Annotated in this window: 13 protein-coding genes; 2 read left to right on the forward strand and 11 right to left on the reverse strand. The window is 56.5% G+C overall.

Going from position 1 to position 14,173, the window contains the following annotated elements:
* Positions 1-4 precede the first annotated feature (4 nt).
* Positions 5-1,453: a glycogen synthase GlgA gene (gene glgA / locus EYR88_RS03975; protein WP_131088420.1), complete on the forward strand. Its 1,449-nt coding sequence runs from the start codon at positions 5-7 to the stop codon at positions 1,451-1,453.
* Entirely contained in the window at positions 1,450-3,552 is a 2,103-nt protein-coding gene (glgX, locus tag EYR88_RS03980) for a glycogen debranching protein GlgX (protein ID WP_131088421.1), read from the forward strand. Before glgA ends, glgX begins: the two co-directional genes overlap by 4 nt.
* 80 nt (positions 3,553-3,632) lie before the next feature.
* Here glgX and secG read toward each other — a convergent pair whose 3' ends face one another.
* The 11 genes from secG to EYR88_RS04035 form a co-directional block, all read right to left on the reverse strand.
* Entirely contained in the window at positions 3,633-3,884 is a 252-nt protein-coding gene (gene secG, locus EYR88_RS03985) for a preprotein translocase subunit SecG (RefSeq protein ID WP_131088422.1), read from the reverse strand.
* A gap of 22 nt (positions 3,885-3,906) precedes the next feature.
* Positions 3,907-4,722 (reverse strand): triose-phosphate isomerase, encoded by an 816-nt coding sequence (gene tpiA / locus EYR88_RS03990; protein ID WP_131088423.1) that lies wholly within the window; start codon positions 4,720-4,722, stop codon positions 3,907-3,909.
* A gap of 3 nt (positions 4,723-4,725) precedes the next feature.
* The gene (locus tag EYR88_RS03995) at positions 4,726-5,955 is read right to left on the reverse strand and encodes a phosphoglycerate kinase (RefSeq protein ID WP_131088424.1); all 1,230 of its coding nucleotides are present in this window, start codon (positions 5,953-5,955) and stop codon (positions 4,726-4,728) included.
* 16 nt (positions 5,956-5,971) lie between these two features.
* Positions 5,972-6,979, reverse strand: coding sequence for a type I glyceraldehyde-3-phosphate dehydrogenase (gene gap, locus EYR88_RS04000; protein WP_131088425.1), 1,008 nt, complete (start codon positions 6,977-6,979; stop codon positions 5,972-5,974).
* Positions 6,980-7,161: 182 nt separating this feature from the next.
* Complete coding sequence (locus tag EYR88_RS04005) at positions 7,162-7,791, reverse strand: superoxide dismutase (protein ID WP_131088426.1); 630 nt, start codon at positions 7,789-7,791, stop codon at positions 7,162-7,164.
* A 61-nt stretch (positions 7,792-7,852) separates the two neighbouring features.
* Positions 7,853-8,833, reverse strand: coding sequence for a DNA-binding protein WhiA (gene whiA / locus EYR88_RS04010; protein WP_131088427.1), 981 nt, complete (start codon positions 8,831-8,833; stop codon positions 7,853-7,855).
* A gap of 27 nt (positions 8,834-8,860) precedes the next feature.
* Positions 8,861-9,883 (reverse strand): uridine diphosphate-N-acetylglucosamine-binding protein YvcK, encoded by a 1,023-nt coding sequence (gene yvcK, locus EYR88_RS04015; protein ID WP_131088428.1) that lies wholly within the window; start codon positions 9,881-9,883, stop codon positions 8,861-8,863.
* A gap of 4 nt (positions 9,884-9,887) precedes the next feature.
* Positions 9,888-10,781: an RNase adapter RapZ gene (rapZ, locus tag EYR88_RS04020; protein WP_131088429.1), complete on the reverse strand. Its 894-nt coding sequence runs from the start codon at positions 10,779-10,781 to the stop codon at positions 9,888-9,890.
* Between the two features lie 9 nt (positions 10,782-10,790).
* The gene (gene uvrC, locus EYR88_RS04025) at positions 10,791-12,737 is read right to left on the reverse strand and encodes an excinuclease ABC subunit UvrC (RefSeq protein WP_131088430.1); all 1,947 of its coding nucleotides are present in this window, start codon (positions 12,735-12,737) and stop codon (positions 10,791-10,793) included.
* A gap of 3 nt (positions 12,738-12,740) precedes the next feature.
* Positions 12,741-13,412, reverse strand: coding sequence for a lysophospholipid acyltransferase family protein (locus EYR88_RS04030; RefSeq protein WP_131088431.1), 672 nt, complete (start codon positions 13,410-13,412; stop codon positions 12,741-12,743).
* The gene (locus EYR88_RS04035) at positions 13,413-14,117 is read right to left on the reverse strand and encodes an HAD hydrolase-like protein (protein WP_131088432.1); all 705 of its coding nucleotides are present in this window, start codon (positions 14,115-14,117) and stop codon (positions 13,413-13,415) included. It abuts the gene before it with no gap.
* Between the last annotated feature and the right edge of the window lie 56 nt (positions 14,118-14,173).

Consider the following 14,173-nt stretch of genomic DNA (forward strand, 5'->3'; position numbering starts at 1 on the left):
ACCGATGGCTCAACGACAACGCCGTGTGCTGTCTGTTGCTTCCGAATGTGCACCGCTGGTCAAAACCGGCGGTCTGGCCGATGTAGTTGGCGCCCTGCCCGCTGCCCTACTACCGCTGGGATGGCGCACCCGCATCTTGATGCCCGCTTATCCTGGCGTGCTGGAGCAGGTAGGGCGTACCCGACGAATTTGGCGAGAAGAGAACCTTTTTGGCGGCCCAGCCTCAGTCCGGACCGGTCGCTACGAAGGCCTAGACCTGCTGTTGCTGGATGCGCCGCATCTCTTTGACCGGCCCGGCGGCCCGTACGTGGTTGATGGGCACGACCATCACGATAACCATGTACGTTTTGCCGCACTGTCTTGGGTGGCTGCGCGGATTGCAATCGAGGGAACGAGTGATCGTTGGCGCCCCGATGTGGTGCACGCCCACGATTGGCAGGCCGGGCTGGTGCCTTCCTACCTGAAGTATGCCGGCTCCTCGATCCCAAGCCTGCTGACCATCCACAACATTGCCTTCCAAGGCGTTTTTGGTCCCGATCAACTCGATGCACTGCACCTTCCCACCTGGGACTTCCATTCGGAGGCCTTGGAGTACCACGGGCTGGTCAGCACGCTGAAGGCGGGACTGGTTCATGCCTCACAGGTGAGCACCGTGAGCCCGAGTTATGCTCAGGAGCTGACCCGCGCGGAGTTCGGCTTTGGGCTTGAGGGTGTAGTGTCCATGCGGGGCGAGCGCGGCGAGCTCAAGGGCATCCTCAATGGCATTGATACCGAAGTCTGGAACCCTGCCACGGATCCGATGGTTACCAACTACAGCGCGGTGGATTCAACGGCCAAGGCAGAAAACCGTCAAGCGCTGCTCGACGAGTTCTCTCTCGAAAATCCTTCTGGTCCGTTGGCTGTGGTGGTCACCAGACTCACCCATCAAAAGGGTGTAGACCTGTTGCTGGAGAAGCTACCGACCTTCATCGAATCCGGTGGTGCAGTCATCGTACTGGGTTCCGGCGACCCCGGCTACGAATATGCCCTGGGCGAGCTAGCGGCCCGCTATCCAGGCTCGGTGGGATTGCACATCGGTTATGACGAACGGCTGAGCCACCGGTTATATGCCGGAGCAGATTTAGTGTTGGTTCCTTCACGCTTTGAACCGTGCGGGCTGACCCAGCTAATCGGGCTGCGCTACGGCGCTATTCCGTTGGTGGCCGCGACCGGTGGTCTGCGTGACACCGTCGTGGATGCCACGCCAGAGAATCTGGCAAATGGGACTGCCACCGGTTTCACCTTCAGTGACATCGATGCCGGAGGCTTGGGCTTTGCCCTAGGCCGAGCAGTGGACTTGTATGCCGATACTCAAGCCTGGGAGCGCCTGCGCGATCAGGGGTTGCACACCCCGGTGGACTGGGGCACATCGGCGGCCGTCTATGCTCAGCTATTTACGGAACTCATCTCATGACCAGAACCCCGGCGGGCACGGCGTCCCCCGGCCGCTCCTGGCCGCTAGGTGTCACCGTGGATTCTGCCGGGATTAACGTTGCCGTCTACGCGCCTTTGGCCACCGCGCTTTACTTTTGTCTGTTCTCCGATAATGATCAGGAGCCCGAGCAGCGCCTTGCTCTCCCCTACTGTCAAGATGGCATTTGGCATGCCCATTTTGGCGGTCTAGGGGCGGGCGCGCGCTATGGGCTGCGCGCCGACGGTGAGTTCCGGCCGAACGATGGCTTGCGCTTTAACGTCAACAAATTGCTCATCGACCCTTATGCTCGGTCGTTGGACCGTCCGGTGCGCTATCACGAACTGATGGAAGGCACCGAGCCGGCAGAAAACGAAGAGCTCGAACCTGTGCTGGATCTGCGCGACAGTGCCACGGTGGTACCTCACGGCATCATTACCGCGACGCCCACGGGACCGGAGCCTGCCAGCAACCGCCCAGGCCACGACCTGGCTGATCTGGTGATTTACGAGACTCATCTGAAAGGCATCTCGGCTGCGCATCCAAGCGTTCCCGAGCAGTTACGTGGAACCTATGCCGGCATGGGCCATCCAGCGGTGATTGAACACCTCGTTTCCTTGGGTGTTAATGCCGTGGAACTTCTGCCGGTGCAGACCTTCCTCGACGATGCACACATCGTTGAGAAAGAGCTGCGCAACTATTGGGGTTATCAGCCGGTGGCGTGGTTCGCTCCGGAACCGCGCTATGCCCAAAATAATGCGATCGCTGAGCTTCGCCAACTGGTTTATACCCTGCATGAAGCTGGCATCGAAGTCATTCTTGACGTGGTGTACAACCACAGCGGCGAAGGCGGAGATCAAGGTCCAACGCTGAATCTTCGTGGTCTGGATAATGCTGGCTACTTTCGGTTAGCCGAAGATCAGCGCCACTACATTAACGACGCCGGAACCGGCAATACGCTGGCGGTTGATACCCCGATAGTGCTGCGCATGGTGATGGACAGCCTGCGCTACTGGGCACAAACTTTCGGCGTTGACGGTTTCCGCTTCGACCTGGCCACCGCGGTAGCGAGAGGCCCCGAAGGCTTTAACCCGGAAGGCAGCTTCCTGCAGGCCATCGCCCAAGATCCGGTGCTCGCCGAGCTGAAGCTCATTGCCGAACCGTGGGATCTTGGTCCGGGCGGTTACCAGTTGGGCAACTTCCCTGCCCCCTTCGCTCAGTGGAACGATCGCTTCCGCGATGGGGTACGTCGGGCTTGGCGTGGCGAAGTGCTCGGTGAAGCCAACTTCGGTTCCTTACTATTGGGTTCCGCGGACCTCTTTGATGACTCCGGTCGCACTACCCTCGCGGGAGTGAACTTCATCAGCGCCCATGACGGGTTCACCTTGCGTGATACCGTCTCGTATGCGCAGAAGCATAACGAGGCCAATGGAGAGGAGAATCGGGATGGCCACGGTGAGAACTACTCCGATAACCATGGAGTAGAAGGACCGACCGACGACCCGGAGATCGTTGCGGCGCGCAGCTTGCGTGTGCGCGCGATGCTCGCCACCCTGCTTTTGGCACAGGGTGTGCCTATGCTTCTGGCGGGCGATGAACTGGGCAATAGCCAGTCGGGCAATAACAACGCCTACGCTCAGGACAATGAGTTGGGGTGGATCGACTGGTCTGAACCAGACTGGGAGCTGATCAGCTATGTACGTCAGCTCATTGATGTACGCCGGCGACTCCCGTTGCTGCGCCAGCGTGGCTTCTTGCACGGAAAGGTGCGCGCCGACGGGTTTAAGGACGTGCGTTGGTTATGCCCGGGTGGATCTGCTCCCACCGCCGAGCACTGGAAAGATCCGGCCTTCCGTTCGTTGGCTCTCCAGCTTCGCGGTTGCGCCCAGGATCCACGCGGTGAAGAACTCACCGGTAGTGTGCTGATCATTTTCAACTTTGGCGACCACTGCGACTTTGCGCTTCCTGCGGAGGGCGAAGCTCAATGGAAGATCGAGTTGGACAGCGCCGAGCCTGAACACTCGGCGGACGCGGTGGACGCAGTGACAGAGAGTTACGCTGCCAAGGCTCATAGCGTTGTGGTGCTCAGTACCGGTCTTTAGCGCGCACGTTGTTAAACTCAATGGGCGCCTTCCACATGATGTGGAAGGCGCCCATTGGCAGCTGATGATCTAAGGTTCGCTTAGGCCTCGGCGCTGAACCTCAGGACTAGGGCTAGGCCGATAATCACGGCGCCCCAGACAAGACCAAGAATAATGGTGATGCGATTCAGGTTGCGCTCGGCAACGCCTGAAGAGCCCATAGAGCTGGTCATGCCGCCGCCGAACATGTCCGACATACCGCCACCACGACCCTTATGAAGCAGGATCAGGAGGGTTAGCAGGACACTTGTGATGCCCAGCAGTACCTGCAGGATGATCTTGATAATATCCAAGTCGACGGTTCCTTAGCTAGATTCAGTCGGTTACGAGGTGTTGCTCGAACCTGACAATATTAGCAAACTCTTCAGCGTCGAGGCTGGCTCCGCCAACCAACACGCCGTCAACGTCACGCTCGCGCATGATCGCTGCCGTGTTCGCAGCCTTAACACTACCGCCATAGAGCAGCTGAGTCTTCTCAGCGATTTCTTGGCCGTAACGCTGGGCAAGTGCACCGCGAATTGCTGCACACATTTCCTGAGCATCTGCAGGACCTGCAACTTCACCGGTACCGATGGCCCACACTGGCTCGTAAGCGATGACCAGGTTTTCTGCCTGTTCAGCGCTCACGCCTTCCAGCGATTCAGCCAACTGGTTCAAGGTGAACTCTACGTGCTCCGCAGCCTTACGAACTTCCAAGCCTTCTCCAACGCAAAGCATTGGGGTCAGCTCGTGACGGTAAGCAGCCGCCAACTTGGTAGCAATTACGTCGTTCGTTTCGTTGTGGTATTCACGACGCTCGGAGTGACCTACCAAAACGTAGGTGCAACCGAGCTTCTTCAGGAACTGGCCCGAAATTTCGCCGGTGTACGCACCCGAATCCTGTGCAGACAAATCCTGAGCGCCGTAAACGACGTCCAGCTTGTCGCCCAGAACCAAGGTCTGAACACCACGGATGTCCGTGAATGGCGGGAATACTGCAACTTGCGCACGATCGTAGTTGTGCTCGTGGTCCTTGAGGGTCCACGCAAGCTTCTGGACTAGGGTGATGCCCTGGACGTGGTCCATGTTCATCTTCCAGTTGCCAGCGATCAGCGGCTGGCGCACAAAGGCGCCGTTCTGCGAAATGGTCATTTCTTAACCTTCCAATGCGGCAACGCCCGGCAGGGTCTTGCCTTCGAGGTACTCCAAGGATGCTCCGCCACCGGTGGAGATATGACCGAAGTCGTCCTCCGAGAAGCCCAGTGCACGTACGGCTGCGGCTGAATCGCCACCGCCGACAACGCTGAACGCTTCCGAGTTGGCCAGTGCCTGAGCAACAGTGCGGGTACCTTCAGCGAATGCCGGGATCTCGAATACGCCCATTGGGCCATTCCAGAACACGGTATTTGCGCTGGTGATGTAGCTTGCAAACTGCTCTGCCGACTTAGGTCCGATATCCAGGCCCAATCCGTTGGAACCGAAGCTCGCTTCTTCGATCTCGTCAGCTGGCAAGATTTCGTGTGCGGCGTCGGCACCAAACTTCTCGGCGACTACAACGTCAACAGGAACGATGATCTCGCAACCGAGCTGCTCAGCGCGCTTGAGGTAATCTTCGCAGACGGAAATCTGGTCTTCTTCAAGCAACGAGCCGCCAATGGCGTAGCCCTGAGCCTTGAGGAAGGTGAAAGCCATGCCGCCACCGATCAGCAACTGATCGGCCTTACCCAGCAGGTTGTCAATAACTGCAAGCTTGTCCGAAACCTTAGAACCACCCAGAACCACCACATAGGGGCGCTTAGGAGATTCAGTCAAGGTCTTGAGAACCTTGACTTCGGTTGCAACCAGGTCACCCTGGTAGCTAGGGAGCAAGCTTGCGATGTCATAAACCGAAGCGTGCTTGCGGTGTACGGCGCCAAAAGCGTCGTTCACGTAAGCGCCGTTTTCGCCGGTCAGAGCAGCCAATTCCTTGGCGAACTCTTCGCGTTCTGCGTCAACCTTAGAGGTTTCGCGAGCATCGAAGCGAACATTTTCAAGAACCAGTACAGAACCTTCAGCAAGGTCTGCCGCGGCCTTGCGAGCGGATTCGCCCACAACATCCTCGGCAACCGTTACATCAAAGTCGGCAAGTTCGTTCAAGCGCTGTGCTGCAGGTGCGATCGAGTACTTCGCATCGAACTGCCCCTTAGGGCGGCCCAGGTGCGCCATAACAATGACCTTTGCACCTGCTTCAACTAGCTTGGTGATGACCGGCAAAGATGCGCGTACGCGGCCGTCATCGGTCACAGTTGCACCGTCGAGCGGCACGTTCAGGTCACTGCGGACCAGAACGTGCCGTCCGCGGACACCGTTGTCAGCGATCAATTCGTCAATAGTGTGAGAAGACATATCTCTAGGTTATCGACTAGAGGCTTGATCCCACGAATCCGACAAGGTCAACAAGTCGTGAGGAGTAGCCCCACTCGTTGTCGTACCACGAAACAACCTTCACGCTGTTGCCCATAACGATGGTCAGACCGGAGTCGAAGATCGAGGAGTGTGGGTTGGTGACGATGTCAGTGGAAACCAGTGGATCAGTCGAGTACTCCAGAACGTCCTTCAAAGCACCTTCAGAAGCAGCCTTTTCGAATGCAGCGTTGATTTCTTCAACGGTTGCGGTGCGAGCAAGGTTGACGGTGAGGTCAGTTGCCGAGCCGGTTGGAACTGGAACGCGCATTGCGTAACCGTGCAGCTTGCCCTTGAGCTCTGGCATTACTACGCCGATAGCCTTAGCAGCACCGGTCGAAGTAGGGATCAGGTTCAATGCAGCAGCACGTGCACGACGTGGGTCGCTGTGAGGTGCATCCTGCAGGCGCTGGTCAGCGGTGTATGCGTGGATGGTGGTCATCAGGCCATCAACAATGCCGAACTCATCGTTCAGAACCTTGGCCAGTGGGGCCAAGCAGTTGGTGGTGCATGATGCGTTCGAGATGATGTTGTGGTTTGCAGGATCGTACTTGTCCTGGTTAACACCCATCACGATGGTGATGTCTTCATCGGAGGCCGGAGCCGAGATGATGACCTTCTTTGCACCGGCGGTGATGTGCTTGCCGGCGTCTGCACCCTTGGTGAAGAAACCAGTCGACTCGATGACGACGTCGACGTTCAATTCACCCCATGGAAGGTTTGCTGGATCGCGCTCGGAAAGTACCTTGATGCGACGTTCTCCGACAACGATGGTGTCACCATCTACGGATACTGCCTCGCCCACTGGGCCGAGTACAGAGTCAAACTTCACCAGGTGAGCAAGCGAATCGATTGAACCAAGGTCGTTGACGGCGACAATTTCGATGTCTGCCTTGTGTGCCAATACTGCACGCAGGAAGTTGCGTCCGATACGGCCAAAACCATTGATACCAACACGAGTTGTCACGTGACTATCTCCTCTAAACGGGATGATTGTGCCACGACCGTCCGCAAACGGAAGTGGCCTTCTTTGAAGGACACTCCGTTGTGCCGTGCTTTGCGGATCCCAGTGGATCACCGGGATCCGCAACACACTTGAAACATACTACGCTATTTAAGCGCAGAATGTGAGCTAACTTACCAGATTACTTATTTACCGGGAACGATTAGCGAAGCTGCACCCTTACGAGCTGCTTCAAAACGTGCCTGAACGTCTGCCCAGTTCACGATGTTCCAGAAAGCCTTAACGTAGTCAGCCTTCACGTTGACGTAGTCCAGGTAGAAGGCGTGCTCCCACATGTCCAGCATCAGCAGTGGGGTGGTTGCCACTGGAATGTTGCCCTGCTGATCGTAGAGCTGCTCGATAACCAGCTGGCCACCAAGTGCGTCGTACGCCAGTACAGCCCAGCCCGAGCCCTGCAGGCTCATTGCTGCTGCGGTGAAGTGAGCGCGGAAGTTATCGAAGGAGCCGAAGAACTCATCGATTGCTGCGGACAGCTCGCCCTCTGGCTTGTCGCCACCCTCTGGGGACAGGTTGTTCCAGAAGATCGAGTGGTTGGTGTGTCCACCCAAGTGGAATGCCAGGTCCTTGGACAGCTTCGGGATGTTACCGAATTCGCCCTTTTCGCGGGCTTCAGCCAGCTGTTCCAGTGCCGAGTTAGCGCCAGCGACGTAAGTTGCGTGGTGCTTGGAGTGGTGCAGCTCCATGATGCGAGCCGAGATGTTTGGCTCGAGTGCAGCGTAGTCGTACTGCAGTTCTGGCAGTGAATATACAGCCATGATTCTCCTCAATTTTCTCTTTCGGATGAATCTCCGTAGGAGGGCTCCCACGGGGACATTTTTAATGTTCCAGTTCGTCTACTGGAACGCTGGACTCCGTGCCTGGTATTCCCAGATCACTGGCCTTCTTGTCAGCCATGGCCAACAAGCGACGAATTCGACCAGCTATGGCGTCCTTAGTCATTGGGGGCTCAGCCATACGACCGAGCTCGTCGAGGGAAGCTTGTTTGTGCTCCAAGCGAAGCAGCCCAGCGTAGCGAAGGTGCTCAGGAACTTCCTCGCCAAGAATGCTCAGTGCGCGTTCTACGCGAGCGCCAGCAGCAACTGCTGCCTGGGCACTGCGACGCAGGTTGGCATCATCAAAGTTTGCCAGCCGGTTGGCCGTGGCACGAACTTCTTTACGCATGCGGCGTTCTTCCCACACCATCAAGGCATCGTGGGCACCCATGCGGGTCAAAAGCTGCGCAATTGCGTCGCCGTCGCGGATCACCACACGGTCAACGCCGCGCACCTCGCGGGCCTTGACCGTCAGACCCAAACGTCGAGCCGCGCCAACAAGCGCCAATGCTGCCTCTGGGCCGGGGCAAGTAATTTCCAATGCAGAACTGCGCCCGGGTTCGGTCAAGGAACCGTGCGATAAGAAGGCGCCGCGCCAGACTGCTTCAGCATCGGCCGTGGAACCGTTAACGATCACCGAAGGCAAACCTCGAACAGGTCGACCTCGCTGATCTAGTAGCCCAGTCTGCCGAGCGAGCACTTCTCCGTCTTTGGCGACGCGGACGATGTAACGACTACCCTTACGGATGCCGGAACCTGAGACCATAACGATCTCTGCCTCGTGGCCGTACAACTCGCCGATGGCCATCTTAAGCCGACGGGCAGTTGCAGCGAGATCCACCTCAGCTTCAATGACAATTCGCCCGGAGACAATATGAAGTCCCCCGCTGAAGCGCAGCATCGTCGAAACCTCGGCCTTACGTACCGAAGGTTTGCGAATCTCTACTCGCGACAGCTCGTCTTTGACGGAAGCCGTCAATGCCATGAATCAAACTCCCTTACTAGGATCTTCCTAAGATCCGATCGCGGTAAACACCTCGTGATAGGCCGCCGCTAGTCGCAACGGGTCGTGCACTGCACGACCGTCAGATACTCCTACTGTACTAAAAAAGACGCGTGCACCCAGTTTTTGCGCTGCCAGCTCAAATCTCTGACGATTTACAATCTTGGATTCATCAGCAATAATCGCATCGAATTTTACTTCTGGCGCATAGCGGCTGAGCACTTCAAGATGCGCTGCAGCATCCATCCCGTTGGTCTCATCGGTATCCATCGACAAGTTCATCGTCAGCAGCTTTTTTGCTGTAGTTGACGCGATTGCCTGACGCATATCGGGCAACAGTAAATGTGGCAGCACCGAGGTGTACCAAGATCCCGGACCTAGGATGACCCAGTCGGCCAGCTCAATGGATTCCAAAGCCTCGGAGCATGCCGGCGCATCGGCTGGTTCCAAACGAACATTGGTGACCAAACCACCGGCTCCGGCGCGTGCCAGTTTCGCTTGACCTTCAATTCTTCGACGAACCAACGAGTCATTCTCATCGGATTCGAGCACATCCCCATGGATGGACAACGGCATGGTACTCATCGGCAGAACCTGGCCGCGTGCGCCAAGCAACGCTCCAGCCCAACGTAGTCCTGCCACTGGATTATCCAAAAGTTCCCACAGGGCCAAAATCAGTAGGTTTCCTACCGCATGACCGTTCAGTGGCTCTTCAAGGTTCGCGTCTGATGCAAAGCGGTGTTGCATGACATCGCGCCAGGTTCGGCCCCAATCGGTGTCGTCACATAACGCAGCCAAAGCCATCCGCAAGTCCCCCGGTGGCAACACGTCAAAGGAGCCACGTAGGCGCCCTGAACTTCCACCGTCATCGGCCACGGTTACAACGGCGGTGAGCTCGGTAGTCAGTCGGCGTAGTGCCGACAGTGAGGAGGACAGACCGTGCCCTCCGCCCAATGCGACAACTGAAGGGTTGCGCTGATCGTCGCCTCGGGTTAGTCCCTGAATCGAAATGGGACCGGTTGCAAAGGCCATGTTTTTACTCGCGTCCTAGATCGCGGTGGCTGATGCTCACGCGAACGTTAGGGAACTGTGCCAATCGTCGGCCAAGTTCAATGGTGGTGGCAACCGAGCGGTGCTTTCCTCCGGTGCAGCCTACCGCAATGGTGGCATAGTGCTTATTTTCGCGGCGGTAGCCCTCAAATACAGGCTCAAGAGCTTTGAGGTAGTTCTCAATGAAGTCGCTAGTGCCTTCTTGGTTCAAGACGTAGTCAGAAACTTCTTTGTCCTGTCCGGTCTGGGGGCGCAACTCTGGAACCCAGTGTGGGTTAGGGATGAAGCGCACGTCGGCCACGTAGTTGGCATCGGTTGGAAGACCGTATTTGAAGCCAAAGCTCATGACATTGATGCGTAGGATGATCGGACCGGACTCACTAAAGAGCTCGGTCACCGAACGCGCCAGATCGTGCACCGACATCGTTGAAGAGTCCAAGACGATTTCCGCGGCTTCGCGCAGCTGATCGGTGATACCGCGTTCCTTGGTAATCCCGTCAACAATTCGACCGTCACCCTGTAGCGGATGCGGGCGGCGACCCTGTTCAAATCGTCGGATCAGAACTTCATCGCTGGCGTTGAGATAGACCAGTCGGAATTTCACTCCGCTAGCTGTCAGGTTGGCTAGCGCGTCGCGAATCTCCGGGAACATTTCTTTGGAACGCACGTCCATGACTACGGCCATCTTGGGGATGGATCCCTGCGAACGGCTCATCATTTCAGTCAGCGGGCCAAGCATGGCCGGTGGCAGGTTCTCCACCACATACCAGCCCTGGTCTTCCAAGGCGTGGGCAACGGTGGTTCGACCGGCACCTGACATGCCAGTTACGATCACCAGTTCAGACTCAGGCGGTTTTACGGCTTCATACTCAGCGGTCATATTCCAAGGCTAGTCGACAATTTCGCCTGTCGTCATATTCACACCAGTAAGTGAAGCATCTTCGAGGGAGTCTTTGATGATTGTCGCAAGTTTCTCTCCCACCCCTGGGACTTCAACCAGTTCAGCAATACTTGCTGCACGGATCTTCTTCATGGAGCCAAAGTGCTTACGCAGCGCTGCTTGCTTAGCTTTGCCAAGACCTGGGACAGCGTCCAGATCAGAGGCAATCATGGACTTGGCACGCTTCTCACGGTGGAAGGTGATGGCGAATCGGTGCGCCTCATCGCGCAATCGTTGGACCAGGTACAGCGCATCAGAAGCGCGCGGAAGAATCACCGGGAACGGATCATCCGGTAGCCACAGTTCTTCCAAGCGCTTAGCTAGACCAACTACAGGTATATCGTCGATCCCCAGATCGTCCATGGCTTTTTGCGCGGCAGCAACCTGAGGCGGGCCACCATCCACGATCACCAATGACGGCGGGTAAGAGAACTTCTTTTTGGTGCTCTCCCCTATCTCATCCTCGGTCACCGCACCAGTTGCAAAGGAGGCAGGGTCAACCTTCTCTTTGAGGTAGCGGCTGAAGCGTCGGTAAATGACGTCGTACATGCTCGCGGTATCGTCGCGTGCGGCATCCCCAGTGATCGAGAACTTACGATATTCGCTCTTTTTCGGAAGCCCATCTTCAAAGACCACCATGGAGGCAACCACGTTGGTTCCCTGAGTATGCGACGCGTCGTAGCACTCAATACGCAGTAGTGCTTGTTGGGCACCCAGTGCTTCCTGGAGTTCCTGCATGGCCAAGGAACGGGTTGTGATGTCCCCTGCACGCTTGGACTTGTGAAGTCGAAGTGCCTGTTCCGCATTCTCTTTCACAGTCCCGGCCAACGCAGCCTTGTCGCCGCGTTGGGCAACGCGCAAAGAAACCTTGGAACCGCGTAGCTCTGAAAGCCACTGCGTCACGTCGTTAATGTCATCGGGTAGGGATGGCACAAGAATTTCACGAGGAATGCGGTCCGCGTGGTCAGCATAAATTTGGGTGAGCAATTGCTCAACAAATTCGGCGTCGGTTACGTCCGCGACCTTCTCAACAACCCAACCGCGCTGTGACCGGATTCGACCGTCTCGAACATGGAACACCTGAACGGATGCTTCCAATTCATCGCCGTGCACACCGAAAATATCGGCTTCAGTACGGTCGTCCAAAACCACTGCGTTTCGTTCAAAGACTCGCTTCAATGCGGCGATATCATCACGGTAGCGGGCGGCTTTTTCGTATTCCAATTCCGCTACAGCATCCTGCATTTTCACCGTTAGTGCCCTGGTGAACTTGGTTGCTTCGCCACCCATGAAGGTACATAAATCATCGGCGAGCTGGCGGTGGTCTTCCTGGGAGATCCGGCCCACACAGGGTGCGGAACACTTGTCGATATATCCGAGCAGACACGGGCGCCCCGAGGCTTCTGCTCGTTTAAAGACACCAGGGGCGCAACTGCGCACAGGGAAGACACGCAGCAGGGTATCTAGAGTTTCGCGGATTGCTTTGGCGGGGTAAAAGGGGCCAAAGTATTTAACGCCCTTGCGCTTATCTCCACGCATGACCAACGCACGAGGGTATTTCTCGTTGAGCGTGATCGCAAGATAGGGATAAGACTTGTCGTCTCTGAAGACGATATTAAACCGCGGGTTGTATTCCTTGATCCAGACGTACTCCAGCTGCAGAGCTTCAAGCTCTGAACCAACAACGGTCCATTCCACGCTGCCTGCTGTGTAGACCATGGTCCGTGTTTTGGGCGTGAGCCGATCTGGATTGGCGAAGTAAGACGTCAGTCGATTGCGGAGAACTTTGGCTTTGCCAACATAAATCACCCGGCCGTGTTCGTCACGGAAACGATACACACCGGGGTTAGTTGGAATGTCCGAAGTTTTCGGACGGTAACTTGCTGGATCAGCCATGGGTCATTTCGCGTCTGGAGGTAACTGGTTGTATGAATCCACGCGTTCTTGACCGGACAGAGCGGCAATCGCATCCACGATCTGGTCAGTTGCCTGACGACGTTGCGGCAGCGGATGTTTGCGCCCCAGCTGGTCAAACTGCAGTGGTTCACCAAAACGAATCTGGAATTTTGCGGGCCTAAATCCTTTAGAACCTGCAGGCTGTAACTTTTCAGTACCAATCAGTCCGACAGGAACCACAGGAACACCAGTGGTTAGCGCAAGCCAACCCACACCGGTTCGACCGCGGTAGAGCTTACCGTCGCGCGAGCGGGTGCCCTCGGGATAGATTCCGATGCCCCCGCCTTCTTCGATGATCTCCACTAGTGAATCCAGGGCAGCCACCGAGGCAGCCTGCTCACCACGCTGTACTGGAATTGAGCCTACGGATTCGAAGAAAGTCTTCATCAACTTTCCTTTGACTCCGGGAGTTGTGAAATATTCTGCCTTCGCAAAAAATGCCACGTCGCGGGGCGTCAAGGCTTGGATAATGAGCGAGTCAAAGAAGGAGAGGTGGTTGGAGGCGACAATAAATCCGCCTTCCTTGGGGACGTTTTCAAGTCCGGTAACCTCGGCACGGCACACGCCATGGATGACGCCGCGAATCGAAGAACGGGTCATGGTGTAGATGCTCATTTATTTTGCACCTTCCTGCATGACGTTTGGTTCAAGTTCTAATGATTTAGCTGCCTGCTTCCCTAGCAGAGCTACGGCCAATTGCTGCGTGGTGTTTACTAGTAGGTCAGCATGGGAAAGTTCGTCCCCTTGAGCGAAGCCCCAAGCTACGCCGACGGATGAGACCGAATTTTCTCGTGCCGCATCCACATCGTAGTATCGATCGCCGATCACTACGCTGGACGACGCGTCCAACTCGGCGTCTTTCAATGCGGCAGCAACAATATGTGTCTTGCTTGAACCCATGGCGCCGTGTTCACCGTCGTTACCGTGGATTGCATCAAGGTGTTCGGTCAATCCCTTGCGGTCCAATAACAACCGGGCAATATTCACCGGTTTTGCCGTCGTGACCGCAACGTAGATATTCGCGCGACGCAGTGCCTGCAACAGCTCGATGATCCCGGGATACACCTTCGACTCATCCATGCCGGCTTCTTCGTAGCGCGTACGGTAAGTGGCGATGATTTGATCGATGTTTGTGTCGGTGACGCCTTCAATGGTTCGAAGTCCCACTTGCAACGGTGGACCGACCAAAGCTTCAACTCGTGACTCCCCCGGATCGGCTAATCCGTGAGCCACAAGGGCATGGCGAATTCCCGAAGTAATGGCACCTGCGGGGTCCACGAGAGTCCCGTCAAGATCGAAGAGCGCACTTGTTACCGACATATTCACTTAGCTATCTTCCCACGAAGCGGGTGCGGGTCAGGAATCCATGACTGAAA

The sequence above is a fragment of the Arthrobacter sp. S41 genome (assembly GCF_004320535.1).
Classification (GTDB): Bacteria; Actinomycetota; Actinomycetes; order Actinomycetales; family Micrococcaceae; genus Glutamicibacter.

Coding starts and splice junctions, on each gene's coding strand:
- EYR88_RS04035 (WP_131088432.1), bottom strand. CDS start 14,117: ATGTCGGTAACAAGTGCGCTCTTCGATCTTGACGGGACTCTCGTGGAC.
- glgA (WP_131088420.1), top strand. CDS start 5: ATGGCTCAACGACAACGCCGTGTGCTGTCTGTTGCTTCCGAATGTGCA.
- uvrC (WP_131088430.1), bottom strand. CDS start 12,737: ATGGCTGATCCAGCAAGTTACCGTCCGAAAACTTCGGACATTCCAACT.
- tpiA (WP_131088423.1), bottom strand. CDS start 4,722: ATGACCATTTCGCAGAACGGCGCCTTTGTGCGCCAGCCGCTGATCGCT.
- glgX (WP_131088421.1), top strand. CDS start 1,450: ATGACCAGAACCCCGGCGGGCACGGCGTCCCCCGGCCGCTCCTGGCCG.
- whiA (WP_131088427.1), bottom strand. CDS start 8,833: ATGGCATTGACGGCTTCCGTCAAAGACGAGCTGTCGCGAGTAGAGATT.
- rapZ (WP_131088429.1), bottom strand. CDS start 10,781: ATGACCGCTGAGTATGAAGCCGTAAAACCGCCTGAGTCTGAACTGGTG.
- yvcK (WP_131088428.1), bottom strand. CDS start 9,883: ATGGCCTTTGCAACCGGTCCCATTTCGATTCAGGGACTAACCCGAGGC.
- EYR88_RS04005 (WP_131088426.1), bottom strand. CDS start 7,791: ATGGCTGTATATTCACTGCCAGAACTGCAGTACGACTACGCTGCACTC.
- EYR88_RS03995 (WP_131088424.1), bottom strand. CDS start 5,955: ATGTCTTCTCACACTATTGACGAATTGATCGCTGACAACGGTGTCCGC.
- EYR88_RS04030 (WP_131088431.1), bottom strand. CDS start 13,412: ATGAGCATCTACACCATGACCCGTTCTTCGATTCGCGGCGTCATCCAT.